The 25,589-nt window shown below is 59.0% G+C and carries 17 protein-coding genes and 1 pseudogene; 8 read left to right on the top strand and 10 right to left on the bottom strand.

Translation table 11 applies throughout. The features are described from left to right. Window positions 1–16: 16 nt before the first annotated feature. The 4 genes from hutU to M5J09_RS12430 all read right to left on the bottom strand — a co-directional run bounded on the left by hutU (window position 17) and on the right by M5J09_RS12430 (window position 5,912). A complete protein-coding gene (gene hutU, locus M5J09_RS12445) occupies window positions 17–1,693 on the bottom strand; it encodes a urocanate hydratase (protein ID WP_257158078.1) in 1,677 nt (558 codons plus the stop codon). A 380-nt stretch (window positions 1,694–2,073) separates the two neighbouring features. Beyond that, complete coding sequence (hutH, locus tag M5J09_RS12440; RefSeq protein ID WP_042530394.1) at window positions 2,074–3,627, bottom strand: histidine ammonia-lyase; 1,554 nt, start codon at window positions 3,625–3,627, stop codon at window positions 2,074–2,076. Between the two features lie 194 nt (window positions 3,628–3,821). Then, a complete protein-coding gene (locus M5J09_RS12435) occupies window positions 3,822–4,550 on the bottom strand; it encodes an IclR family transcriptional regulator (RefSeq protein WP_257158077.1) in 729 nt (242 codons plus the stop codon). Between the two features lie 15 nt (window positions 4,551–4,565). After that, a complete protein-coding gene (locus M5J09_RS12430) occupies window positions 4,566–5,912 on the bottom strand; it encodes a YjiH family protein (RefSeq protein WP_257158076.1) in 1,347 nt (448 codons plus the stop codon). 292 nt (window positions 5,913–6,204) lie between these two features. Here M5J09_RS12430 and M5J09_RS12425 point away from each other — a divergent pair, with 292 nt between their 5' ends. The 5 genes from M5J09_RS12425 (at window position 6,205) to M5J09_RS12405 (ending at window position 12,626) form a co-directional block, all read left to right on the top strand. Further along, window positions 6,205–7,590 carry an amino acid permease gene (locus M5J09_RS12425; RefSeq protein WP_257158075.1) on the top strand — a complete coding sequence of 462 codons (1,386 nt, stop codon included), beginning with the start codon at window positions 6,205–6,207 and terminating at the stop codon, window positions 7,588–7,590. A gap of 2 nt (window positions 7,591–7,592) precedes the next feature. After that, a complete protein-coding gene (hutG, locus tag M5J09_RS12420; RefSeq protein WP_257158074.1) occupies window positions 7,593–8,552 on the top strand; it encodes a formimidoylglutamase in 960 nt (319 codons plus the stop codon). Between the two features lie 53 nt (window positions 8,553–8,605). Beyond that, a complete protein-coding gene (locus M5J09_RS12415) occupies window positions 8,606–8,998 on the top strand; it encodes a (deoxy)nucleoside triphosphate pyrophosphohydrolase (protein WP_257158073.1) in 393 nt (130 codons plus the stop codon). Then, the gene (locus tag M5J09_RS12410; protein WP_257158072.1) at window positions 8,995–12,111 is read left to right on the top strand and encodes a DUF3427 domain-containing protein; all 3,117 of its coding nucleotides are present in this window, start codon (window positions 8,995–8,997) and stop codon (window positions 12,109–12,111) included. The genes M5J09_RS12415 and M5J09_RS12410 overlap by 4 nt, the downstream gene beginning before the upstream one ends. 347 nt (window positions 12,112–12,458) lie before the next feature. Beyond that, the gene (locus M5J09_RS12405) at window positions 12,459–12,626 is read left to right on the top strand and encodes a hypothetical protein (protein WP_158407798.1); all 168 of its coding nucleotides are present in this window, start codon (window positions 12,459–12,461) and stop codon (window positions 12,624–12,626) included. Window positions 12,627–12,813: 187 nt separating this feature from the next. Here M5J09_RS12405 and M5J09_RS13275 read toward each other — a convergent pair whose 3' ends face one another. Further along, the gene (locus M5J09_RS13275; protein WP_042530380.1) at window positions 12,814–13,653 is read right to left on the bottom strand and encodes a MurR/RpiR family transcriptional regulator; all 840 of its coding nucleotides are present in this window, start codon (window positions 13,651–13,653) and stop codon (window positions 12,814–12,816) included. 108 nt (window positions 13,654–13,761) lie between these two features. After that, the gene (locus M5J09_RS12395) at window positions 13,762–15,000 is read right to left on the bottom strand and encodes an MFS transporter (RefSeq protein ID WP_070537071.1); all 1,239 of its coding nucleotides are present in this window, start codon (window positions 14,998–15,000) and stop codon (window positions 13,762–13,764) included. Between the two features lie 94 nt (window positions 15,001–15,094). Between M5J09_RS12395 and M5J09_RS12390 the strand changes: the two genes are divergently transcribed. Continuing rightward, a complete protein-coding gene (locus tag M5J09_RS12390) occupies window positions 15,095–15,631 on the top strand; it encodes a hypothetical protein (RefSeq protein WP_239181314.1) in 537 nt (178 codons plus the stop codon). 45 nt (window positions 15,632–15,676) lie between these two features. Here the strand turns inward: M5J09_RS12390 and M5J09_RS12385 are convergent, their stop codons facing one another. The 3 genes from M5J09_RS12385 to M5J09_RS12375 form a co-directional block, all read right to left on the bottom strand. Further along, window positions 15,677–16,270, bottom strand: a complete 594-nt coding sequence (locus M5J09_RS12385) for a hypothetical protein (RefSeq protein WP_246819953.1) — start codon at window positions 16,268–16,270, stop codon at window positions 15,677–15,679. 330 nt (window positions 16,271–16,600) lie between these two features. Further along, on the bottom strand, window positions 16,601–17,476 hold the full coding sequence (locus tag M5J09_RS12380) for a hypothetical protein (protein ID WP_042530374.1): 876 nt from the start codon (window positions 17,474–17,476) through the stop codon (window positions 16,601–16,603). Window positions 17,477–17,536: 60 nt separating this feature from the next. Next, window positions 17,537–19,252, bottom strand: coding sequence for a carboxylesterase/lipase family protein (locus M5J09_RS12375; RefSeq protein ID WP_042530372.1), 1,716 nt, complete (start codon window positions 19,250–19,252; stop codon window positions 17,537–17,539). 103 nt (window positions 19,253–19,355) lie between these two features. Between M5J09_RS12375 and M5J09_RS12370 the strand changes: the two genes are divergently transcribed. Further along, on the top strand, window positions 19,356–20,075 hold the full coding sequence (locus tag M5J09_RS12370; RefSeq protein ID WP_239181313.1) for a hypothetical protein: 720 nt from the start codon (window positions 19,356–19,358) through the stop codon (window positions 20,073–20,075). A gap of 153 nt (window positions 20,076–20,228) precedes the next feature. Continuing rightward, window positions 20,229–23,975, top strand: coding sequence for a multifunctional oxoglutarate decarboxylase/oxoglutarate dehydrogenase thiamine pyrophosphate-binding subunit/dihydrolipoyllysine-residue succinyltransferase subunit (locus M5J09_RS12365; protein WP_257158071.1), 3,747 nt, complete (start codon window positions 20,229–20,231; stop codon window positions 23,973–23,975). Window positions 23,976–25,226: 1,251 nt separating this feature from the next. On the opposite strand, the pseudogene M5J09_RS13335 reads toward M5J09_RS12365, so the two are convergent. Further along, window positions 25,227–25,589: pseudogene (locus M5J09_RS13335) on the bottom strand (hypothetical protein); the annotation flags it as partial.

Here is a 25,589-nt window from a genome sequence, read left to right as displayed (position 1 = left end):
TCTATTCCTCTCTTGTCTAGTCGCGGGCCTTGAATTCCATCGGAATACGCACGCCGCGCTCGTCCGCTACTTCCTTGGCGCGAGTGTAACCGGAATCCACGTGGCGGATAACGCCCATGCCGGGGTCATTAGTGAGCACCGCGCGCAGCTTCGCGGCGGCTAGCTCAGTACCGTCAGCAACCGTGACTTGGCCGGCGTGGATGGAGCGGCCCATGCCCACGCCGCCTCCGTGGTGGATGGAGACCCAGGTTGCCCCGGAGGACACAGCAGTCATGGCGTTGAGCAGTGGCCAGTCAGCCACAGCATCGGTGCCATCGAGCATGGCCTCGGTCTCACGGTACGGGGAAGCCACGGAGCCGGAGTCCAAGTGGTCACGGCCGATGACGATCGGGGCCTTGATTTTGCCTTCGCGGACGAGATCGTTAAAGAGCAGGCCAGCCTTGTGTCGCTCGTTGTAGCCCAGCCAGCAAATACGTGCCGGCAGGCCTTCAAACTCGACGTATTCCTCGGCGGCATCGAGCCAGTTGTGCAGGTGCTCGTTGTCTGGGAAGAGTTCCTTGAGCGCCTGGTCGGTGACCTTGATGTCCTCCGGGTCGCCGGACAGCGCAGCCCAGCGGAAGGGGCCCAGGCCCTCACAGAACAGCGGGCGGATGTAGGCCGGAACGAAGCCCGGGAATTCGAATGCACGTTGGTAGCCGGCCTTGCGGGCCTCATCGCGGATGGAGTTGCCGTAGTCGAAGACCTCAGCGCCTTCATCCTGGAACTCCACCATGGCCTGGACCTGGGCAGCCATGGCCTCACGAGCCTTCTTGGTGAAGGTGGTCGGGTCGGCCTTAGCCTCGTTGTGCCAGTCCTCAACAGTGATTTCGGTGGGCAGGTAGCTCAGCGGATCATGCGCGGAGGTCTGATCCGTGACGATATCCACGGTGAACTCACCTGCGCGCTGGCGGCGCAGGATCTCCGGGAAGATCTCAGCAGCATTGCCCACGAGGCCGACGGACAGTGGCTTCTCATTCTCCTTGGCATCCAAGACAAGCTTGAGAGCCTCATCCAGGTCGGTGACAACCTCATCGAGGTAACGCTTGTGCTGGCGGCGCTTCAAACGAGTCTCATCCACGTCGACGATGAGGCAGGCACCGCCGTTGAGCGTGACCGACAGCGGCTGCGCACCGCCCATGCCACCGCACCCACCGGTCAGGGTGAAGGTTCCGGCCAGACTGCCATTGAAGCGCTTCTTAGCCACGGCCGCGAAGGTCTCGAAGGTGCCCTGCAGAATGCCCTGGGTAGCGATGTAGATCCAGGAGCCGGCCGTCATCTGGCCATACATCATGAGGCCCTCGTCCTCGAGCTTGCGGAAGTGCTCCCAGTTGGCCCAGTCACCGACCAGGTTGGAGTTAGCAATGAGCACGCGGGGTGCCCATTCGTTGGTCTTCCAGATACCCACAGGCTTGCCGGACTGCACCAAGAGGGTCTCATCGGACTCGAGGTCCTTGAGAGACTCCACGATGGCATCGAAGGCTTCCCAGCTGCGGGCGGCTCGGCCGGTGCCGCCATAGACAACGAGGTCCTCTGGGCGCTCGGCAACCTCAGGGTCAAGGTTGTTCATGAGCATGCGCAGTGGGGCTTCGGTCTGCCAAGACTTGGCGGTGAGTTCGGTTCCGCGCGGGGCGCGTACTTCGCGGGATTCAGACATAGCTTCCTTTCGCTCGTGCTTATCGACGCCCACCCAAACCCCAGGCCGGTTTCCCGGGGCTGTCCCCGAAGTTTGGTTGGCGTCACAGAGAACAAACTACTGTGACTCACGTCTATCTTCTAGACCACATTTTATCCACCTGTCTCACATGCCAGACTGTCGAGCGACCGGCATCATCGTGAACCTACCAAGCTCGAGCCATATGTCCAGACCTAGAAGTCCAACCACCCAGGTCGTCGCCAAGCACTGGCCACGCGCTTCTCGACGCCCACCTGCGCCGTTCGGCTTTGAGGTCTGGACACGTGGATTCGAAAACGCACAGAAAAGGCCCCCATGGACCTTGCGAAACTCAGCACGGTCCATGGGGGCCGGGGTGGCGCTTAGCGCAGCGTACCGACGACCTCCTCTACCGCATCCACGAGCGCACCTTCCTTGACCAGGCGCACGGTCTCCTCAATCTCCGGGCTCAAGTAGCGGTCTGTGCCCGGGCCCTGCACGGTCGTGCGGAGGGCGGCGATAACCGCGCCGGTACCCTTCGCCGGCTCGCCCTCACGCATATCAATAGCGCGGGCCGCAGTAAGAATCTCAATGGCAAGCACTCGCTGCAGGCCATCCACAGCCTTGCGCAGCTTGCGGGCGCCAGACCAGCCCATGGAGACATGGTCCTCCTGCATAGCGGAGGACGGAATGGAATCCGCGGAGGACGGGTTTGCCAGGCGCTTGAGCTCGGAGACGATGCCTGCCTGCGCGTACTGCGCAATCATGTGGCCGGAGTCGACGCCCGGATCATCGGCCAGGAATGCATGTAGGCCGCGGTTGCGGGCGGTATCAAGGAAGCGGTCGGTACGACGCTCCGACATGGAGGCCAAGTCAGCCACCACAATAGCCAGGAAGTCCAACGCATAAGCCACCGGAGCGCCGTGGAAGTTACCGTTGGATACCACGCGACCATCCTTAGTCACGACGGGGTTGTCCACAGCTGCGGCAAGCTCGCGTTCTGCTACCACAGCGGTGTGCGCCACGGTATCGCGGAAACCGCCGGCCACCTGCGGGGCACAGCGCACCGAGTAGGCGTCCTGAACCTGGTTCTTCTTGAATTCCTCAAGGGCAGCCTCCAGAATGGCAGACCCTTCTGCCACAGCCAGAATATTGGCAGCGGCATCCGCCTGACCTGGGTGCGGACGCAGCTGCTGAAGATCATCGGCAAAAACTACGAGGGTACCCAGCAGGCCCTCCACCGTCATCGCAGTAGCAATATCAGCCGTCTTAGCCAGCTCGCGCAAATCAGTAATGGCCAGGCAGAGCTGGCCCAACATGCCATCGGTACCGTTAATGAGCGCCAAGCCTTCCTTCTCACGCAGCTGCAGTGGCTCGATGCCCGCCGCCTTTAGCGCCTCACCCGCCGGGATGATGTCGCCGCCATCGACGCGCACCTCTCCCTCACCCAGCAGCGCCAGTGCCGCATGAGCCAGCGGCGCCAAGTCACCAGAGCAGCCTAGCGATCCATACTCACGGATGACCGGGTGAATGTTGGCGTTGAGCACCGCGGCGTAGGTCTCCGCCACCACCGGGCGCACGCCGGTGCGGCCGGTGCACAGGGTGGAGAGGCGAAGCAGCATGAGTGCGCGGATGACTTCGGTCTCCACCTCCGGGCCAGTACCTGCAGCATGGGAGCGCACAAGGGAGAGCTGCAGCTGGGCTCGCATTTCTTCCGGAATGTGGCGACGAGCGAGCGCACCGAAACCAGTGGAAATTCCGTAGACCGGCGTCGGGTCCTGGGCCAGCTCCTCCACTCGGGAACGTGTGGTGGCAATTTCATCCAGAGCATCGTGAGAGATCTCTACCTTCGCGCCATAACGCGCAACGGCCACAACTTCCTCAATGCTCAAGGCACCAATGCCCACGGTGACGGATGAGGGATAAGAAATAGACATGATAAGGCTCCTTCACGTGTCGACGCGTGGCCTCAGACCGCCCGCGTCAACGCCAGGCAGAGAAAAAGGCACGCGAAAAAATACATACTTGCTTTCACAAGTAGGGAAATAAAGTGATACGCGCAACAGCCCTACGCGTTGCGCTCATAGTACAACAGGTACCCCGGCGCGCACACCTGGCACTCCCCTGACCCCTAACGCCGTCCATACATTCTCTCCGCCACCTGCTCTGCCGCCGCCTGCAGTTCCTGCGCTATGGATTGTGCGTCGGCAGTGCCCACTGGATACGTCACCGCAAGCGCCGCGGCTGGCCTGCCCACATGGTCAACGATTGCCACCCCTACCGAGGCTTGTCCGCGCGCCACCACCTCAACCTCTTCGGCCCACCCGCGCTCACGCACGTCACGCAGGATGGACTTGAGCTCCCCAAAGCTGAGAGCTCCGGCCGAATACGCCGCACGCCATTCGGCTTCCGGAAGCAGAGCCAGCATCGCTCGCCCTGAGGCGGTGCGCTGCGCTTGGAGGCGCACCCCTCTGTCCGTCACCAAAGACAAAGCCTTCGGCGCCCGGACCTCATTAAGGTAAAGGATCTCTGACCCCGCCAGGCGCGACAGGTGCCCAGAGCCACCTACCTTGCCAGCAATGCGTTCGAGGTGGTTGTGCGTAGCCCGTACGAGGGGTTGCTGCGTGGCATAGGCCGCGGCCATAGAGTAGGCCGCGAGGCCCAGCCCGTAGGTTTGGTTCTCTGGGAGGTGCACCACGAATCCCGCGTCCACCATCTCCTTGAGCAGGTGGTAGGTGGATGAGCGTGGCAGGTCCAGCTCGCTGCGGATACGTGCCGCTGAAATGGGCACATCGATGGTGGATAGCAGCCGGAGGATTTCCAGCGCATTGCGCGCGGCCGGAACGCGGGAGTTGCTCATAGCGCGACAGTCTAGCTAGGTCACGAGGAAAGCAATCGGAGTGGCAATGATAATGGTAAGGACCACGCGCTCGAACCAGATAACAACCAAGTGCCATAGCTTGATAGGAATCTTGGTGGCCAGAATGCACGGCACCAGTGCAGAAAAGAAGATGATGGCAGACACCGCTACCACGCCGATGACGAATTTCAGCGTCAGGCTGGAGGAATCCGCCACCATGGTGGCTGGTAGGAACATTTCCGCAATCCCCATCGCTGCAGCTTTACCCGCTAGCTCGGGTTCTGGAAGCTGCACAATCCATGCGAAGGGATAGAACACATAGCCCAACCAATCAAAGAGCGGCGTGAATTTAGCCAGCAGCAGGCCAATGAGGCCGACCGACATGATGGACGGAACAATGGCCGCGGCCATGCGCGCGCCGTCGCGCAGGTTCTCCCAGATAGCTGCCCTCAACGACGGTGCACGGTCGAGCTGCAACAAAGCTTCCCTCCATGCTGCTGAGAAGTAATTGCCCTTGACCGGCTTCTCTGGGTCCGGTGTCACGCCGGAAACATACTCGTTGGGGATGGTGCTGAGCGGCGGAATCCACACGGTGATAGCGGTAACAACGAACGTCACCACGAGGGACACAGCAAAATAGATTCCCCACATGTCCATCAAGTCCAGCTGCTTGGCCACTATGACCATAAAAGCGGCAGACACCGTGGAGAAACCCGTCGCGATGATGGAAGCCTCGCGGGCGGTATAACCGCCGCGCTGGTACACACGGTCAGTAATGAGAATGCCCAGCGAGTAGGAACCCACAAAGGAAGCCACGGCATCGATGGCGGAGCGCCCTGGCGTGCGCCAGAGCGGCCGCATGATGGGTTGCATGAACACGCCCACGAACTCCAGCAGGCCATAACCAATAAGCAGGCCCAAGAAGGCACCACCGATGGGGACGATAAGCCCTACGGGCGTGGCGATGGAGTTCCACAGGAAGGGAACGATGTCCTCATGTGCCAGCACTCCTGGCAAAGTCCCTATCACCATGAGGAAAGAAACGACCATGCCCACGACATTGAGCACGGTAAACACAGCTTGCATGGCGCCTTCCCGCCAGTTTTTGTTCACAATGCTGCGCACGGTGCCATAGACGGCCAGCGCCAAAATGATCCACGGCACCGCAGCTTCTGCGTGTGTACGGATGATGGTGACCATATGGTCAAGCGGTATGGACTTCTTCCCGTCGTAACTAATGGGGAAAAAGAAGACGAAAGCTCCGATGGCACTGTAGACAAACAGCCGCCACAGCCCCTTTTTCGTGGGCGTGGCATCTTCGGTTTCATAGAAGGCGTCAACAAGGGCGTCTTCGTTGTTCATGTTTTACCTCACGGTATGGGCGACAAAGTACACGTCTCTAGCACGGCAGGCAGCCCACCAACACACGGTGAAGGAAGACACGCCAACCATGCCCACGCAACAGCCACACGCGGGTCACAAGAATACTAACCACATTTTTCTTAAATGTCATCCAGCTCACCCCCAGGTACCTAGTGAAAGACACGCCACTGGACAGAATGTCATGGAATTGACCCCACGCGGCAACTAGAGGAAAGTAGCTCTCAGACGCATTGTCCACTCGCACTAGTAACAAAGGAGGAGGACGGCCATCGTGCCCGAGACCACCACCCAGCGCAGAGGCCTCAAGCACCGCCACCTGCACTTCATCGCACTTGGCTCGGCCATCGGCACCGGCCTCTTCTACGGCTCCGCCAGCGCCATCCAAGCTGCCGGCCCCTCAGTGTTGCTGGTCTATCTCCTTGGCGGCGCCGTGGTGTACTTCCTCCTGCGGGCACTCGGCGAGATGTCCGTGCACCACCCGGTCACGGGGTCTTTCGCTGAGTACGCGCGCGCCTTCCTCGGCCCCTGGGCTGGTTACATCACCGGTTGGATGTTCGCCTTTGAGATGGTCATCGTGGCGCTCGCGGACCTCACCGCCATCGGCGTCTACATGCAATTCTGGTTCCCGGGTTCACCGCAATGGGTCTGGGTCGCTGCCACGCTTCTCCTCGTTGGCGGTGCCAACCTCGCAACAGTCAAGGCCTTCGGCGAGCTCGAATTCGCCTTTACCATCGTCAAGGTCGGGGCAGTCGTCGCCATGATTCTTGGCGGCGTAGCGGTCTTGGTCTTCGGCCTCTCCACCGCGGAGACCACTGGCCCCGCCAACCTTGTGAACGATGGCGGTTTCTTCCCCAACGGCCCCTCCGGAATGATTGCTTCCTTTATCCTTGTGCTCTTTGCCTTCGGTGGTACGGAGATTGTGGGCGTCGCCAGTGCGGAGGCTGAGGAACCGGAGAAGTCCGTGCCAAAGGCCGTCAACACCATCCCCGTACGCATCCTCCTCTTCTATGTGCTCGCCATCCTGGTCATCCTCATGATTAACCCGTGGCGCACCATTACCGGTGAGGAAAGTCCTTTTGTCCAAATCTTCTCCACCTTGGGCGTCACGTGGGCCGCTGCCGCACTCAACGTCGTGGTCATCACCGCGGCGGTCTCTGCCATCAACGCCGATCTCTTCGGCGCTGGCAATGTCCTCACCGGTTTAGCTCGCCAGAACCTTGCCCCCGCGATCATGGCCAAGAAAGCACGCGGCGTACCAGTCATGACCATGGTCATCCTGCTTATCGTCATGGTCATCGGTACCGCCCTTAACGCCCTTATCCCGGAGAATGTTTTTGAGGTCATTGCCTCCCTGGCTACCTTCGCCACCATCTACGTCTGGCTTATGATTCTTCTGGCCCACGTGGCCTCCCGCAAGAAGATGTCCCCGGAGGAACGCGCAAGCCTTACCTACACGGTTCCCTTCTGGCCATGGGGCCAATACTTCGCCATCGCCTTCATCACGTTTACTTTTGGCATCATGGCATGGCAGGCACAGTACCGCCCGGCCCTTGCTGTGGGCGTTGGCTTCATCATCCTCATGACCGCCATTTTCTACGTCACGGGCCGCCGGACTCATGCCACCAGCAGTGACTCCATTCCCACCTCGAAAGGATAGCTATGAACAGCGTTGATGCCCCCGCTTACTCCCCTGCCCCTGAGTGGTCTGGGCGTTCCGACGGCCCAGGTCCTGAACATGCACGGTGGCACAGCGTGATCCGCCCCCTCGATGTGGCGAACCCAGAGGCGCAGCCCGGCGTCGCCCTGCTGGGTTTCGCCTCCGATGAGGGCGTGGCGCGCAATCATGGCCGCCCCGGCGCGGCGGAAGGCCCGGCCGCTTTGCGCGCCGCCTTGGGTTCCCTGGCGGTGCACCATGAGCATGTGCTTTACGACGTCGGCACGATCACCACCCAAGGCACCGATCTCGAGTCCTCCCATGAGCGCCTGTCTGACGCTGTGGAGGCCCTTTCCCGTGCCGGTCACCTGCCCATCATTCTTGGCGGCGGCCATGAAACGGCCTTCGGCTCACACCGCGGCGCGTTCCGGGCCCAAGGCCCGCTGAACATCATCAACCTCGATGCCCACTTCGATCTGCGCACCGCCGATGTGCCCACATCCGGTACTCCTTTCAAACAGATTTCTGAGCTGGTCGGCCCCGAAGATTTCGCTTACTCCGTTCTCGGCATCTCCCGACCCAATAACACGAAGGTTCTTTTCGACGAGGCTGCCAACCTCGGTGTCACCATCACCCTGGATGAGGAGCTGCTCGCCATGACTCGGGATGAGCTGCGTTCCCACGCCACACAGCTCTGCGCCGACTCGTCCCCCATCCACCTCTCCATCGACTTGGATGTCCTCCCCGCCGCCCAGGCCCCTGGCGTCTCTGCGCCCGCCGGCCTCGGTGTGGATCTTCGCATCATCCGCGACCTTGCCATCTCCATCGCCTCCACCGGACGCCTTGCGCTTGTCGACGTTGTCGAGCTCAACCCCTCTTTCGACCTCGACTCCCGCACCGCCAAGCTTGCAGCCCGGCTTATCGACGACATCGTGAACGCGCACTTTTCCGTCCCCGCTGTCTAGTCAAAGTTTGGGGTTCTCTGGATAAGAGTCGGGCCGGCCGGCATACTGGTCCCATGTGTTCACCGATTCGCGTTGTCGGCGCCGTCTTTGTTGATGGCGATCGTGTCTTGGCCTGTCGAAAAGCTCCCGGAAAGTCTTTGGCAGGATTGTGGGAATTCCCCGGTGGCAAGATTGAACCGGGCGAGTCTCCTGAAGGGGCCCTGGCTCGCGAACTCAGCGAGGAGCTCTCCCTCACGGCGGCCGTCGGTGACAAAGTAGCCACGACTGTCCACACATATGACTTCGCCACCATCGAACTGACCACGTTCCTGTGTACTATCCAATCCGGTGAGCTGGTTCTTACTGACCATGACGCCACCCGCTGGGTCACCGCAGCTGAGGCTCAAACACTCGACTGGGCACCGGCAGACATCCCAGCAGTCGAACTCATCTCGTCGCGCCTATGACCTCCCACTCTCTCCTTCCTTTCGGCATATATGAAACTCCTGTTACCGCCCGTATTCACGAGCGCATAGAGGAGACAAAACGGGCTATTCCCACGGCTGCTTCGGGCATTGTGGAGGATAGCTCCGCCGAGGTGAGTCCAAGGTTTGCTGCTGCAGTTGCGCAGCATTTCGCCAAGATCCTTGAGCAGCGACTCACCGAGATCAGGAATCCGGAACAACGTGTAGCGCTCATCAATAGCCTTGCGCAGCACCTTGGTTCAGACGAGAGGATGTCTGCTGAGCAGTTGCTCTACGCCATCTACAGGTCGGAGCTTGCTGACCCTCCCTCTCTTCCTGAAGTCTCCCTCAACACCAGCGCGTTATTCACCAATAGTGTGGATGACACCAATATGTCGGTAGAGATTGCCCGCGAAATCCGGACTGCAGACTCCGTCGATCTACTGTGTGCCTTCATCAAGAGCTCAGGGATCTCCGTAATCAGTGACGAGCTTGAGTATGTGCGAGATCATCAAATTCCGCTTCGTGTGATCACCTCGACGTACTGCGGTGCGACCGAAGCCGCCGCGGTTCGCCGCCTTGCCGAAGACTACAACGCCGAGGTTCGCATTTGTTACGAACACAAATCGACGCGTCTCCACGCTAAGGCCTGGCTGTTCCGTCGTAGATCAGGCTTCGATACCGCCTTCATTGGTAGCTCTAACCTGTCGCGCTCAGCGCTGGTCGACGGCTGGGAATGGAACGTTCGCGGTTCTCGATCCTCCACCCCGGAAATTATTGAAAAGTTCATCAAGACCTTCGAGAGCTACTGGCATGATAATCATTTCAAGGTTTTTGAGCCAGCACGGGATTACGATCGACTGCTAGAAGCACTGCACGGAGCACAGTTCCTCGGCTCCGCATCGGGACATAAACTCGAACTGTCGGGACTTCGCGTCGAGCCATACGCCTACCAGCAGGAGATGCTAGAGGCGTTGCGTTCCGAGCGTGAACTCCACGACCGCCATAAGAACCTTCTCATTGCAGCCACCGGTACTGGAAAGACAGTGGTAGCCGCGCTGGATTATCGTCGACTTTGTGAATCCTACGGTCGTAGGCCTCGGCTGCTGTTCATTGCTCATCGCCGCGAGATTCTAGAACAAGCCCACCGCACATATCGCGAAGTTCTCCAGGCCTCTGACTTCGGCGAGCTTCTTGTCGGAGGTTCGGAGCCTCATCACTGGGACCACGTTTTTGCGAGCATCCAGTCGCTTCATGGAGAGCGCGTGACTCGCATCTCGCCCGAGCACTTTGAGGTCGTCGTGATCGACGAGTTTCACCACGCTGAAGCAGCAACCTATCGGAAGATTTTGGACTACCTCCAGCCCCGCGAGCTTCTAGGACTGACAGCAACCCCAGAGCGCGGCGACGGTCACAACGTCCAAAAGTTCTTCGATTACCGTGTTGCCCATGAGCTTCGCCTATGGGACGCACTGCGGCTCCAACTGCTGGCGCCGTTGCACTACTACGGCGTCGACGACAATACCGACCTTACGAGCTTGACATGGGTTCAAGGCAAGAAGGATTACAAGGCATCAGAGCTCAGCGAGTTGTACATCAAGGCCGGCGAAAAGCGAACCAGGTTTATCATCAATGAACTCAACCGTCGCATCTTCGACTTAGCTTCCATGAAGGCACTCGGTTTCTGTGTGTCTATCGCTCACGCTGAGTACATGGCGGAGCAGTTCAATGCATTCGGGATTCCTTCGCTAGCGGTAAGCAGCAGACTGACCACTCAGGAACGTCAAAAAGCTCTGTCGCAGCTTCGCGACGGCCACATCAAAATCATTTTCGCCGTCGACATTTTCAACGAAGGCGTCGATATCCCTTCCGTGAACACTCTTTTGCTCCTTCGCCCTACTCAAAGCCCGGTACTCTTCGTCCAGCAACTTGGCCGCGGCCTACGTCTCAACGAAGGTAAGGATGCGTGTATTGTCTTTGACTTTCTCGGCCTCCAACATGAGGAATTCGACTTTGAGGAGCGCTACAAGGTACTCACCGCCGCTCGCGGCAAGAGCTTAATCAGAGAAATAGAGCAAGGCTTTCCTACCGCGCCGCCAGGTTCCCACATCACCTTGGACCGCGTGACGACCGAACGCGTACTGGCTAACGTTAAGCGTCTGGCACGCAACTCCATTAAGAAAATTAGGGCTCAGATTAGCGAACACGGCACTACTGACCTCTCAGCCTTCCTCCACACCTCCGATATTCCCGTGGAGGACATCTACCGCCGCAAAGGAATTTCGTGGACGACGTTGCTCAGGGACGAGAATCTCCTCCCATCGCCGGTAGAAGATGAGGTAGAGAGTTTCCTTCTTAGCCGCATTCGCGTGCTCCTCCACATTAATGACCCTGATCGTGTCGAAGCCTATAGCCGTCTCATGGCAGCGAACGGCCCTTCAGAAAAAGACATGGATGACCGGGAGAAGCGATATGCCACCATGCTCACTCTAGCTCTCTGGGCCAACTCCAATAGAGCAGTTCCCGCCACTTTGGATGATGCGTTCTCACTTATCCGGTCCTACCCAGCCTTCGTTAACGAAGTTAACCAAGTCATGCGATACTCGCTCGACGAATCCCGCGTTATCCCGAAGAGGTCTTCGAGTAGCGTGCTCGAAACACATGCAGACTACAGCCTCGCCGAACTCATTGGGGCACTGGATGACGGACCTCTCAAAAAATTGGCGAACCTACCGCGCGAAGGAGTCAAACGCTTCGACAGGTCGAATACTGATCTGTTCCTGATCACCTTCCAGAAAGATGAAAACGTCAGTGCTTCAACTAACTATCGCGACTATCCGTTGTCCCCTGATCTATTGCATTGGGAGTCACAATCCACAACGTCGCTCAAGTCCGCGATGGCCGAGCGTTACATCACACACCGCGAGCGCGGCGGCAATATCATCATTGCTACACGCTTTACCAAGAAGAACAAGGTTGAAACAGCATCGGCGTACACTTTCCTCGGCAACGTCGATTACGTTGACCACAGGGGTGAAAAGCCCATCCAGTTTGAGTGGCGCCTTCGCCGTGACATGCCGAAGAGACTCTATACCGCCGGTCGCACGGTAGCCTAAATACGATTACAACTCCTTTGGTCTAGATCCCCACCCGCACAATGCAAGTTATTTTGCACAGTTGCGTCGAATTGTTATAAGAATTTTCAGGATCCAAACGTCAGGTGACTTGAGTTAAATTCGGACACCTCCAGTCACCCCCAAATACGATGGGCCGATAGATAACCGCAGTTGATTACACGTAAACCATTTTTCCAATTGGCCACACGTACAACGCCTAGCTACCCCCGAATGGAAAGATCTCACTCTGTGAAATTGACTAACAACACAGCCTAACCTAGCATTCTCTCATCAGCTTAAAATGAGCTAAGTATAAATGGCTAGCCAGAAACAGACGGAGGAAGGACATGGACGCCGCCAGCGAGAATAACCAAAAGCGATGGAGCCGCCCGAACACCGGTTCCGAGTCTTCTAACTATGGCTTCACGCGTTTCCGCGAGCGTAACTTCAAGTCTTCGTCAGGCAATAACCCGCGCTGGGCCGCCTGCAGCCAGCGAGCTCGCACTATCCACTAAAGAGCACCCCGGCCACTAGAGCCACGCCCCCACTCCTGCCCCATCGCTTTTACCGCCAATTCAGCCGAGGACACAATAGCCTCACCACATTGGCGGCTTTGCTTACATTCAGCAACCCGCATTAAAGCACGAGAACCCCCACATCGAGTGGGGGTTTACACACAGTGAAGTGAAGCGAAAGCAAGCGTTACAGCTCGAAACCATTCAGAATGTTCTGAAGTTTCTGCTGATACGGGGCAACGTCATGTTCGTAGCGTTGCAGAATGGACAGCACAATCGCGTTCAGCATAAGCATCGGGACAGAGAGAGTAGTGAAGGCTCCTTCATCGCCACGCGGGGCCGCGAGAGTCACCACGGGAACTGGGTGGACGATACGCAGATCATCTGTAATGAGGATGACCTTGCATTTCACCATCTCAGCGTAGTTCAGCAGCTGGCGGAGCGAGCGCGTCGAGCGACGGAAAGCAAACACCAAGAGCAAATCGGGCTCACCCATAAGCAGGAGCTGTTCAGCAATATCCCGGTCAGTCTCCCCAGACAGGTCGTGTACCGAACGTCCGAGTCGACGCAGGCGACGCTCAGCTTGGTCGCACAACGGGATAGAGTTACCGCGGCCATAGATGTAAATATCGCGAGCGTTCATGACCAAGTCCGCAGCCTTGTTGACGGAGTGCTGGTCTACGCTTCCCGACGCCACGGACAGGGAGTCCAACTCCTTCGAGACGAGCTGCCCCAAAATGGTCTGGCCGGCCTCGTTACGGAAAGTCTGACTACTGCTTGAATGCTCAGCGGCAAGATACTGATCATGCAGCATGCGCAGCTCTTGACGCAGTTCCAAGTAGCCTTTATATCCGAGCTTCTTCGCTGTACGAGTTACGGCCGAACCGTGCACACCGGCTTTTGCAGCGACATCTTCGCCACGCCACAAAGCTGCCTCTTGGGGGCGACTCAGGATAACGTCGACAACTGCCTCATCCGCCCTGCTAAGTTCCGACCGGTGACGCTCCACCCTTTGTTGAAAATTCACACCCCGAGTTTAACAAAAAATTTTTAGATCGTGACATTTTTCTTCAAAATGTTGCGGGTGCAGTGGCATATTGCTGAAAAATAACGCAAACATTAACATTCCTGCTGGCTAGTATAACCTTGGTTTATAGTCGCGGCGCAATCGCTGCAAAATAATCTTCCTGTCTTGCAAAGTGTCGCGGCCAAAGCTCCACGCAACGACACCACCTGCCGCCACTACAGCACAGAGCGCAAAGGCCACCTCGAAACCGTAGTGGTCCGCAAGGAATCCAATGACGATGGGGCCGAGGATCTGCCCAAAGTCACCGGCCATCTGGAAGGTAGACAAGACTTGCCCACCAGAACGCTTCGATCCCACCACATCAGCGATGGCCGCCTGCTGGGACGGCACAATGAGCCCAGAAGAAGCACCGGCGAAGGCGGACAGGAGAAGGAGCATCCAGACGGTGTGCGCCAAGCCCAGAGTTCCCACAAACACCGCCGACCCCACCAAACCAGCAATAATTAAAGGACGCCGGCCAACCTGGTCCGACCACGATCCAGAAAACTGCAGAACAACGGCATTGCCAGCGGCAAAGACCGCGAGTGCTATGCCGGAAGCTTCCGCACCGTTATGGAATATGGCAGCAGCAAAGAGAGGCAGCACCGCAACTCGCACTCCCATATTGATCCAGCCCTGCGCAAAGTTGGAGGTAAGCACCGCACGATAGGCCGTATCGCCCCATGCCTCCTGCAGTCGCATCGGCGGCAAACGACGCCGCGGATCTTCAGCTTCGTCGACCACGGGCATAAGCACCCAGACCACGAGCGCAGCGACTGCTACCCCAACCCCATAGATGAAGAAGGGCCAACGAAAACCAAGGAAGGACAAGCTGGCGCCGACGAGTGGACCAATAACATTACCCAGGAGGAAGGATGTCGCGTACGTCGCCGAGCAGCGCCCCCGAATAGCGGGAGGAGATAGTTTCACGATAAGGGACATCGCTGCCACGGTGAACATGGTGGATCCGATTCCGGCAATAGCGCGCAGCACCACAATGTGCCAATAGTCCTGGGCAATGCTTACTAGTCCGGTGGTGATGGCGACAGTTAACAAGCCAGTGAGGTACACGCCCCGCGTTCCTGCTCGATCAATGAGGCGCCCCGCCGCAGGGGCGAAAATCAGGCGGCTCGCAGAGAATATGGACACGACGAGCCCAGCGGCAGCCATCGAGACATCGAAACTGACGATGAATTGGGGAAGCAATGGGGCAATCAGCCCGTAGCCTAAGGCAATAATGAAACCCGCCGAGACCATCACCCAGATTTCTCGCGGAATCTTTAGTTCTTGCATCACACCGTCACTCATAGCTTCACTAACTGTAGCCTACCCCTCCAAATTTTCGAACTTATTTTCGACTTTAGTCGAATTCGTGTCCCTCCCCTCTTCTAGTGTGAAGGCCATGAAGAACTACAACGCCTTTCGCACCACTTCCCCACGCTCCATTCAATCTCCTATCGATACCGGTGAGCTCACTGCGGACATCCTTTTCCATCACCCCGAGATCCTCGAATCCATCGAGAGCATCATCCACCATCCACGCTCACTTGCCCGACCCACGCCGCAGTGGCGGCCGCCGTCACAGTCTCTGCCACCTGTGCCGCTCCGGACTAGAGAAGGTGAATCTACCCCACCGCTGACGCTCACCGTCTCCCGTCATCGCGTTGGCGAGCGCGCCCAGGCTCGCGTTTTGGGTTTCGGTGAAAAGCGGGTACCGGCTTATCTCATTACCGTGCGTATTACGTCTCCGTCAGGACAACCAGTATCGCCAGCCTTAGCTGAAGCGTGGGTCCGCACGCTCGTCCCAGAAGACTTGGTGTCAGCCGTGCACGAGATTTCTAGCAGCAGCGCCGCAACCTTTGTGTGGCTTGTTGATAGTTCCTACACCCCGGTGCGGTCACCACTGTCACTTTTCGAAGGCTTTAGCCAGGCGGCCTAAGCCGCTACGCCTACGATGGCTGTCTCCTCCACACCGGGGGTTCGGCTACAAGTAGCGCTGCAGGCGGTCTAGAAGACCGTGGGGCGGCTCTTCATCTAGTGAGAGCGTAAAACGGTCCTCAGTCAGGACCCGGCCAACGGCTGCATGGGTTTCGGGGCGATCGAAGAAGTACCGGATGGGCTTCGGCGCAAAGCGAATGGCCAAGCACACGAGGACCACAGTAAAGGCCTTATCGATGGGGTCAGAACTCATCGCCTGAATCAGCGCAGCAATGTTTTCATCATGGACAATCAACAGGATGAAGTTCGTGAGCTCTCGGGGTCCGCGCTGAAGATTCTCATCAAACGCAAGCAGTGTCGACGGCAAGGACACCAACCCCGCCACGATTCCAAGCCCATAGCCTGAGAGCAGCGTGGCTATCATTCGCTTAAACACGCCGCGGCGAGCCATCCACCCCACCAAATAGGCCACGATCACGGCGTTTGGAACATATGCCAAGCCCAGCGGATTGCTGACGGCCCCAAGACTCACTGAGAGCACCGATGTCCCCATGCCAAGAATTGGACCATAGAGAATGGCGATAAACATCGTTCCGGCGGTGTCCAAATACAGCGGAATGTTGAGGTTGAAGATCAACAAGGATCCCAATATGTTGACGGCGATAGCAAACAGCGGGTTGATGATCGCATGGCTTCTCAGCGTCCCCCATTGAGAGGCAAAAAAGAGTAACCCACTAAGAAGGCTCAAACCCCAGACCGATGCTGGCAGGACGGATTCAAACGTCCTATCGGCATGTTCAAAGTTTGGGTCAAGCGTGAGGCACCACGCGAATGCAGCACACGCTAGGGCGAAACCAACGCAGATTCGCTGGCCGCGAAAAGCCATATCAACCGGCATGGTCCCTGGACGCCCCTCATCGAGTTCAAAAATGTACCCGATTATCCTAGCGCGCCCTTCCGCACGAAGCGACTAGCCTTCGCTGTCGTCAGCCTCACCATTGGAATTATCAGCGTCCACATCGGTGTCGTCGTCCTCATCATCTTCGTCATCGTCGAAGAGCACGTCATCATCCTCATCGTCAGCGCCGAAGATGTCATAAACGTCCGGCTCATCAAAGTCCGGGTCATCCACGCTAACGAGCTGAGCCTCCCAATCCAAGGCCTGATCGGAGACCAAACTCAGGACGTCGAAAAGACGATCAAAATCGGTGTAGGTACCAAGCTCAAGAGCCTCAGCAGGCACTTCGATGATGGGGGCAAGGGTGGTGTCGTCGAACTCCCCGGCGTCGAAAAGCGCGACGCGCTCCTCCTCCCCCAGGTCCTCTACAGAGTCGTTCTCCCACAACTCGTTGATGGCCTCATCCTCAAGCTCGTCGAGTTCCTCTTCGTCGAAGTCAAACGAGAGGAATCGCACGACTGCACTCGGAACACCGTCAATAGTCTCAACGAGAACGCGCAATTCGGAATCGTTAGCAACGTCAGCCACGACGAGGTTCGGGTTGAACTCATCCTGGACAAACTCCAACTCGGCAATGCGCTCATCGGTACCCTCAAGCAGGTCTCGCAGCACGGTGACCACTTGGTCGGTGGCAATGTGGCGAGACACCGCCTCCACCGCATCCTCCACGGAAAAGGCAACGGAGACGAGAACTGCTTCAAAATCCTCATCATCCTCATCTACATCCGCGGCAGCAATGTAGACGTTGGCCGCGGGGAGAATCGGGTCAATTTCCACAAACTGGATTTCCAAATCGGAGGTGATGGGCACAAACATCACATCATCGTTGACGCGGGACTCAATACCCTCCCCGTCCAGCGCAGAAGCGATATCTTCAAAAAAGCTCATGTGATTAACATCCATCCATGTGGCGGTCTCACCCCGGCTGCTGCCAAGGCCACCCACATCCTACCCGCGATCGTGGCCATCGGGCATGAAACCCAGACGCTTTAAGATTTCTGGGCGTCCGGTTCCCCACTCCAACATGTCATAGGACTCCCACGCCTGGCGGCGCGATTCCATCGGTGCCGATTCCACATGAGGTTCCACGTCAAAGATCATCGTCTCGCGCTGTGGGGAACGGTATCGCGGCCAATCCTCTAACGGAGCACCGTTCCGGATGAATGAACCCCATTGGGCCTGCATATTCTCAGTGACCTCTTCCATATCGGAGGACTTACCCATGGTGGTCAGGAAAGACACGCGTGAAGCCCCAGGGTCACCAAAGATATTGGATAGCTCCATCGAATGCATCGCTCCCAAGCCCAACCAACGCAGAGCTGCCGGCGCGAAATCGAAACGGTACATCCAGGTGGGATAACGGCGCGCATGCTCACCCGCAACACGGACGGTAGGGCCCCAGAACAGGGCGTCGGTAAGCAAGTCTCCAAAGTCCCGACGAGACACCGCCCCACCATAGGCTGCGACCACATCAGGGGCGCTCTCCGGATCAAAGGAAGCCAGAAGGCGCAACGCGGCGCGCTCCCGAGAGCTTTGACGCTGGTAGAGAAACTTACCGAAGCTGGCTTCACCGGAATTCGTACCGATGAGCAACGGCACTGGGTGTTGGGCACCATCCTCAAACGCTTCAATAGGATGCTGCGGAATGAGTTCACCATCCACGGTGGGGGCGTAACAGGAATTCAAATACAGCAGCTCACCCGCGCGCCACATCATCGACTGCCCAGAGCGCACCAGATCCGCGAAGTCCTCCCGCCGCAGATCCTCAGCCGTTGTGTCCCGAGGCAGCGCCATCTTGTCCACCAGCTCGCGCGCCCAGAACATGGATTGAGCGCGCGAATGAATCATGCCAATCGGCGGTGACTGCGCAATAGCTCGGTGAAATAAGCCTTCTGCACGAGGAACAGCCATAAGCGTGAGAACTGCTGCGCCACCGGCAGATTCACCCATGAGGGTGACGTTGTCCGGGTCACCACCAAAGGCCGCAATGTTATCGCGGACCCACTCCAGGGCAAGAACCTGATCCGCCACGGCAGGGTTGGCACAGGCCTCCCCGCCAAGACTGCGGACATCTAGATAGCCCAAGGCCCCCAAACGGAAATTGACGGACACGTAGACCACGTCCATCTGCGCCGCGAACTCAAAGCCGCGAAGCATGAGCATGTGAGAGGACCCAACGATGAAGCTGCCACCGTGTAAATAGACAACAACGGGAAGCTTCTCCGTATTTGGCACGAACTCAGAGCTGTGCTGAGTGTGTGGGCGGACGATATCGAGCGTCAGGCAATCCTCCGAGCCCTCAATACGATCCGTCCACGAATAAACCGGCTGGGGTGCCACGTGTCCAAACTCACGACAATCCCTAATTCCCTCCCACTCCGGTGCCGGCCTTGGTTCCTGGAAACGCTGATCTCCCGAGGTATCCGCTCCGAAGGGAATCCCACGCCATGAGCGCACCGGGGAAGAAATTGGCCGGTCAGGGCGCAACTCCTCCTCAATGCAGCCGCGAACCCATCCCGAGGTCGTTAAAACAGTGATGTCATCCGCCAGCGCCGTCTTGGCAGCCTCATGGGCTGCGTGGGCGCGGGCATGCAGGTTCTCAGCAAGCAGGCGGGCCGCAGCCGCGCTGACCTCACGCGGAGGGAAAGGCTCGTACTCGCTCATAGCACCTAGACTAATGCCACAGCCTGGCTCCGCGCTGGGGACATGTTTTTCGATACGGTGGTGTACATACTGTTTATAAATTAGACGAAATCAGGTGAAAAACATGTTTGGACTTGGAGAAAAGACACAGGACGAACCCGCCGCTGTGGAGAAGCTCACTGTGGATGAAAACAACCGCATTAGCCAGAGCTTCATGGCCGCACTCAACAAGGTGATCTCGGCACAGTCCTCTATCATCATCGGCTACGTCGAACGCTTGAAGAAGAGCAACAAGAATGCCAGCCCTCAAGAGCTGCAGGAGCTCATTGACAAGCACTTCCTCAACATTGTCTCTGGAACCGGCGCGGCTGCGGGCGCCTCAGCGGCCATCCCCGGCATCGGTTTGGTGTCTGGTGCTGCAGCCATTGGTGCGGAATCACTCCTGTTCCTCGAGGCCGCTGCCTGGTACATCTTGGCCTCCGCACACCTGCGCGGCGATGACATTCGTGATGAAGAGCGCCGCCGCGCTCTCGTCCTCGTTGTCCTTACCGGATCCCAAGGCAGCGCTCTGGTCGATACTCTGCTGGGTGACGTCACAACGCTCTCCGGCATGAAGTCGGCCGCTACCCTTTCCCGCTTCTCCGGCCCCACCCTGAGCGGTATCAACGGACGACTGACCAAGCTCTTCCTCAAGCAGGCCCGAAAGAAGCACAAGTGGGCATGGCTCTCCAAGCTCCTGCCGATGGGTGTCGGTGCGGTACTGGGAACGACTGCCAACCGTAAACTTGCCCGCCAAGTTATGAAGCATTCGGACACCCAGCTCTCCCCCCTGCAGGGGGAATAAACACGGGAAACGCGCCCCAGGGTAGTGAGCAAACTTACAGGGGCCGTATCATATGAGGAGACACCTTTCGGGGTGCCTTTCGCACCCATGGAACGGCCTACTAGAGTCGACTAAAGACAAACTTAGAAGCACAGAAAGAGGCGAACACCTGCCGTGAGCAACTCGAGCATCTACGGCCCGAACGCGTGGCTGATTGACGAACAGTTCCAGCAGTACTCAAAGGACCCCAACTCCGTAGATAAGGAGTGGCGCGACTACTTTGAGGCAAACGGAGCTCCCAAGCAAGCCGCACAGCCCAAGGCCTCCTCCGCAAAGGCCTCCAGCTCCAAGGCTTCTGCCCCGGCCAAGGACAAGGCGGGCGCTGCTGAGTCCAAGGACTCCGCACGCGCTGAAAAGTCCCCCGCCGCCCCGGGTGCCAAGGCTCCGAGCGATTCCAAGACTTCTGCCACGAAGGCGAAGGCAGACAAGAAAAAGGCCGAGTCCCCGCTCGACCGCATCCAGGACGCACCGGAGCCGGGTTCCCGCCCGCTCAAGGGCATGTTCAAGGCCATTGCTAAGAACATGGACGAGTCTCTGGAGATTCCTACCGCTACCACTGTGCGTGACATCCCAGTCAAGCTCATGTGGGAAAACCGTGCGATGATCAATGATCATCTTAAGCGCACCCGCGGCGGCAAGATCTCCTTTACCCATATCCTGGGCTACGCCCTCGTTAAGGCCGTTCAGATCCACCCGGACATGAACGTGCGCTACGAAATCAAGGACGGCAAGCCCACTGTGGTTCAGCCGGAGCACGTCAACCTGGGCTTGGCCATCGACCTTCCGCAGAAGGACGGCTCCCGCGCCCTCGTGGTTGCTGCTATTAAGGAGGCGGAGAACAAGACCTTCGCCGAGTTCATCGATGCCTACCAGGACATTGTGGACCGCTCCCGCAAGAACAAGCTGACGATGGATGACTTCTCCGGTGTCACCATTAACCTCACCAACCCGGGCGGTATTGGTACCCGTCACTCCATCGCACGCCTGACCAAGGGCTCTGGCTCCATCATTGGCGTGGGCTCCATGGATTACCCGGCTGAGTTCGCTGGCACCTCCTCTGACCGCCTGGCAGACATGGGCGTGGGCCGTCTCGTTACCTTGACCTCCACCTACGACCACCGCGTTATTCAGGGCGCGGAGTCCGGTGAGTTCCTGCGCACCATCGGTGAGCTGATTCTGGACAATGCCTTCTGGGACGAGCTCTTCAAGTCCCTCGACGTGCCGTACCAGCCCTTCCGCTGGGCTGCCGACGTCCCGAACACGGGCGTCGATAAGAACACGCGCGTCATGCAGTACATCGAGGCCTACCGCTCCCGTGGTCACCTGCTTGCGGACGTCAACCCGTTGGGCTGGAAGCAGCCTGGTCTGCCGTGGCCGGATCACCGCGACTTGGACCTCGCTACCCACGGTCTGACCATCTGGGACCTCGACCGCACCTTCAATGTCGGTGGCTTCGGTGGCAAGGAGACCATGACGCTGCGTGAAGTCGTCACCCGTCTGCGCTCCGCGTACACCCTAAAGGTAGGCTCCGAGTACGCCCACATCATGGACCGCGACGAGCGCGGTTGGCTGCAGGAGCAGATCGAGGCCGGCATGCCGAAGCCGACCAACTCTGAGCAAAAGTACATCCTGCAGAAGGTCAACGCCGCTGAGGCTTTCGAGAACTTCCTGCAGACCAAGTACGTGGGTCAGAAGCGCTTCTCCCTCGAAGGCGCTGAGTCCCTCATTGCGCTACTAGATTCCATCGTTGACACTGCCGCCGGCCAGGACCTCGACGAGGTCGTTATTGGTATGCCGCACCGTGGCCGTCTGAACGTTCTCTTCAACATTGTGGGCAAGCCGCTGGCCGATATCTTCGGCGAGTTCGACGGCAACTACAAGGGTGGCCAGCTCGGCGGCTCCGGTGACGTGAAGTACCACCTGGGCGCCGAGGGCGAGCACCTGCAGATGTTCGGCGACGGTGAAATCAAGGTCACACTGGCTGCAAACCCGTCCCACCTTGAGGCCGTTGACCCGGTCATGGAAGGTATTGCCCGCGCCAAGCAGGACATCCTGGACAAGGGCCCGGAGGGCCACACCGTTGTCCCGATCATGCTGCACGGTGATGCATCCTTCGCCGGACTGGGCGTGGTTCAGGAAACCATCAACCTTTCTCAGCTGCGTGGTTACACCACCGGCGGTACCGTCCACGTCGTGGTCAACAACCAGGTGGGCTTCACCACTACCCCGGATTCGGGCCGATCCACGCACTACGCCACCGACCTGGCGAAGGGCTTTGACTGCCCGGTCTTCCACGTCAACGGTGATAATCCGGAGGCCGTTGTCTGGGTAGGTAAGCTTGCCACCGAATACCGCCGCCGCTTTGGCAAGGATGTCTTCATCGACCTCGTGTGCTACCGCCTGCGCGGCCACAACGAGGCCGACGACCCGTCCATGACCCAGCCGCAGCTCTACGACATCATTGATAACCACAAGTCCGTCCGTGAGCGCTACACCGAGGAACTCATTGGCCGCGGCGACCTGTCTGATGACGAGGCAGAGGCAGCAGCACGTGACTTCCACGACCAGATGGAGTCCGTCTTCGCTGAGCACAAGGAAGCTGAGAAGGCTGGCCCGAAGGAGCAGACCGGCATCACCTCCTCCCAGGAGCTGACTCGTGGTCTGGACACCTCCATCACCGCCGAGGAGCTCGCTGAAATCGGCGATGCTTACGGCACCCCGCCGGAGGGCTTTGAGTACCACAAGCGCGTGGGCAAGGTTGCCAAGGACCGCCAGAAGACCTCTCGCGAGGGTGGCATCGACTGGGGCTGGGGCGAGCTCATCGCCTTCGGCTCCCTGGCCAACACCGGCAAGGTCGTCCGCGTGGCCGGTGAGGATTCCCGCCGCGGTACCTTCACCCAGCGCCACGCTGTGGCCTTCGACCCGAACTCCGGCGAGGAATACAACCCGGTTGCTCGCCTCGCTGAGTCCAAGGGCAACGGCGGCAAGTTCATGGTGTACAACTCCGCTCTGACTGAGTATGCCGGCATGGGCTTCGAATACGGCTACACCGTGGGTAACCCGGATGCCGTTGTGGCCTGGGAGGCACAGTTCGGTGACTTTGCCAACGGTGCGCAAACCATCATCGATGAGTACATTTCCTCCGGTGAGGCCAAGTGGGGCCAGCTTTCCAGCCTGATCCTGTTGCTGCCGCACGGCTACGAAGGCCAGGGCCCAGACCACTCCTCCTCCCGCATCGAGCGCTACCTGCAGCTGTGTGCTGAGGGCTCCATGACCGTGGCCCAGCCGTCCACCCCGGCAAACCACTTCCACCTGCTGCGCCGCCAGGCCCTCGGTGAGATGAAGCGTCCGCTGGTTGTCTTCACCCCGAAGTCCATGCTGCGTAACAAGGCAGCGACCTCTTCGGTCTCCGACTTCACTGAGGTCACGAAGTTCCAGTCCGTCATCAATGACCCGAACTTCTTCGACATCAATGGCAAGCAGGTTGGGGACCCAGAGAAGGTCAAGACCATCATGCTGGTCTCCGGCAAGCTCTACTGGGAGCTGGCCAAGAAGCGTGAGGCCGACGGCCGCGATGACATCGCCATCGTGCGCGTAGAGATGCTCCACCCGATCCCGTTCAACCGTCTGGGTGAGGCCTTCAAGTCTTACCCGAACGCTGAGCAGATTCGCTTCGTTCAGGACGAGCCGGCCAACCAGGGTCCGTGGCCGTTCTACAACGAGCACCTGCGTGAGCTCATTCCGGATATGCCGGAGATGGTTCGCGTGTCCCGCCGCTCGCAGTCCTCGACTGCTACCGGTAACGCCAAGGTTCACCAGATTGAGCAGAAGAACCTGTTGGAGGAAGCCTTCGACGTCTAAATACGCCTAGGTCCTCTACACGCACTGGCCCCGGCCGCCCACTCACACTTCGAGACGTGGCGGCCGGGGCCTTTGCTATGCCTCCCTGGCCTGACTGGCACTTATCGCATCTGCGGCCCTGCCCACCCCTTAGCACTCCGTACCAACCGGATACGACGGCCAGCCATACAGATACCCCCTGCCCCGCTATCGTGCACTCCTCAGCGCGCTCACAACCCCAACACCGTAGCACTCCCCCACATTCCTTCTGCGGCATCACCGCGGCCTCCTCATCCGATGGCCAGAGAAACCCTGTGTCGCGCACGATGGCGTGCCCCTCATCCCGTGTCGGGAGGGATGATGGACAGACAAAAAGAACGCCCGAGCATCTGCTCGGGCGTTCTTCACGGCTGTCAAAGCCACGTCCTAAGGGCCGGAACGGCCCTCAGGTCGTCTCTGCTAGCTAGATCTAGGACTCCTTGCGGCGACCAGGACGCAGCAGCAGCGCGGCGCCGGCAATAAGTGCCAAGCCTGCAGCCAAGAGGCCCAGGACGTTCGCACCAGTGTTGGCCAGGATGCCGGAGTTGGTGCTGTTGTTGGAATCCGTGGTGCTCGGGGACGTGCCAGTGTAGCGGCTGGTGTTGTCGCTCTGGCCCGGCTGAACATCCTTGGACTCCACATTGTTGGATTCAACATCGTTGGTCTCAACAGTGTTCGGCTGCTCCGCTTCACTCGGTGCTTTAGGCGCCTCCGGAGCCTTAGGCTCCTTCGGCTGCAGGGCCTTAAGGGCATCCTTCGGGTCCTGCGGCTTCAGCGGCAAGCTCGGCAGTGCAGGGCTGTTCGGCTGGTTTCCGAAGAAGCCCAGGACAGCAGGCACAAGCGCCAGCGGGATGAGCAGCGGCCACAGTCCGGCAACCTCCGGGACACGAGGCTCGTCCGCATCAGTCGGGTCGTTTGGCTTGTCCGAATCGGTCGGGTCGTTTGGCTCGACTGGGTTAGTCGGGTCCTCTGACGGCTTAGTTTCCGTGGTCGGCTTGTTCGGCTTCTCGGTCACAGTAACCGTCACAGTTGGGTTCTCACCAGACGGCGTCGGGTCCTCCTTCGTCGGCTTAGGCTCGTCGCTCGGCGTCGGCTTGGACGGATCCTCAGTGACCGTAACGGTAACCGTCGGGTCCTCGGTTGGGTCCGTTGGGTCCGTAGTTGGGTCCTTCGGCCCCTCTGACGGCTTAGTATCCGTGGTCGGCTTGTTCGGCGTCTCAGTCACGGTAACCGTCACAGTTGGGTTCTCACCAGACGGTGTCGGGTCCTCCTTCGTCGGCTTAGGCTCGTCGCTCGGCGTCGGCTTGGACGGATCCTCAGTGACCGTAACGGTAACCGTCGGGTCCTCGCCCGGCTTGTCGGTTGGGTCACCTGGCTTGTCGGTTGGCTCGCTCGGCTTGTCGGTCGGGTCGCTCGGCTTGTCGGTCGGGTCGCTCGGCTTGTCGGTCGGGGCGCTCGGCTTGTCGGTCGGGTCGCTCGGCTTGTCGGTCGGGTCGCTCGGCTTGTCGGTCGGGTCGCTCGGCTTGTCGGTCGGGTCGCTCGGCTTGTCGGTCGGGTCGCTCGGCTTGTCGGTCGGGTCGCTCGGCTTGTCGGTCG

Origin of the sequence: Corynebacterium sp. BF-R-2 (assembly GCF_024586525.1) — a bacterium.
Lineage (GTDB): Bacteria > Actinomycetota > Actinomycetes > Mycobacteriales > Mycobacteriaceae > Corynebacterium > Corynebacterium singulare.
This window is presented reverse-complemented; position numbering and strand designations above follow the sequence as displayed.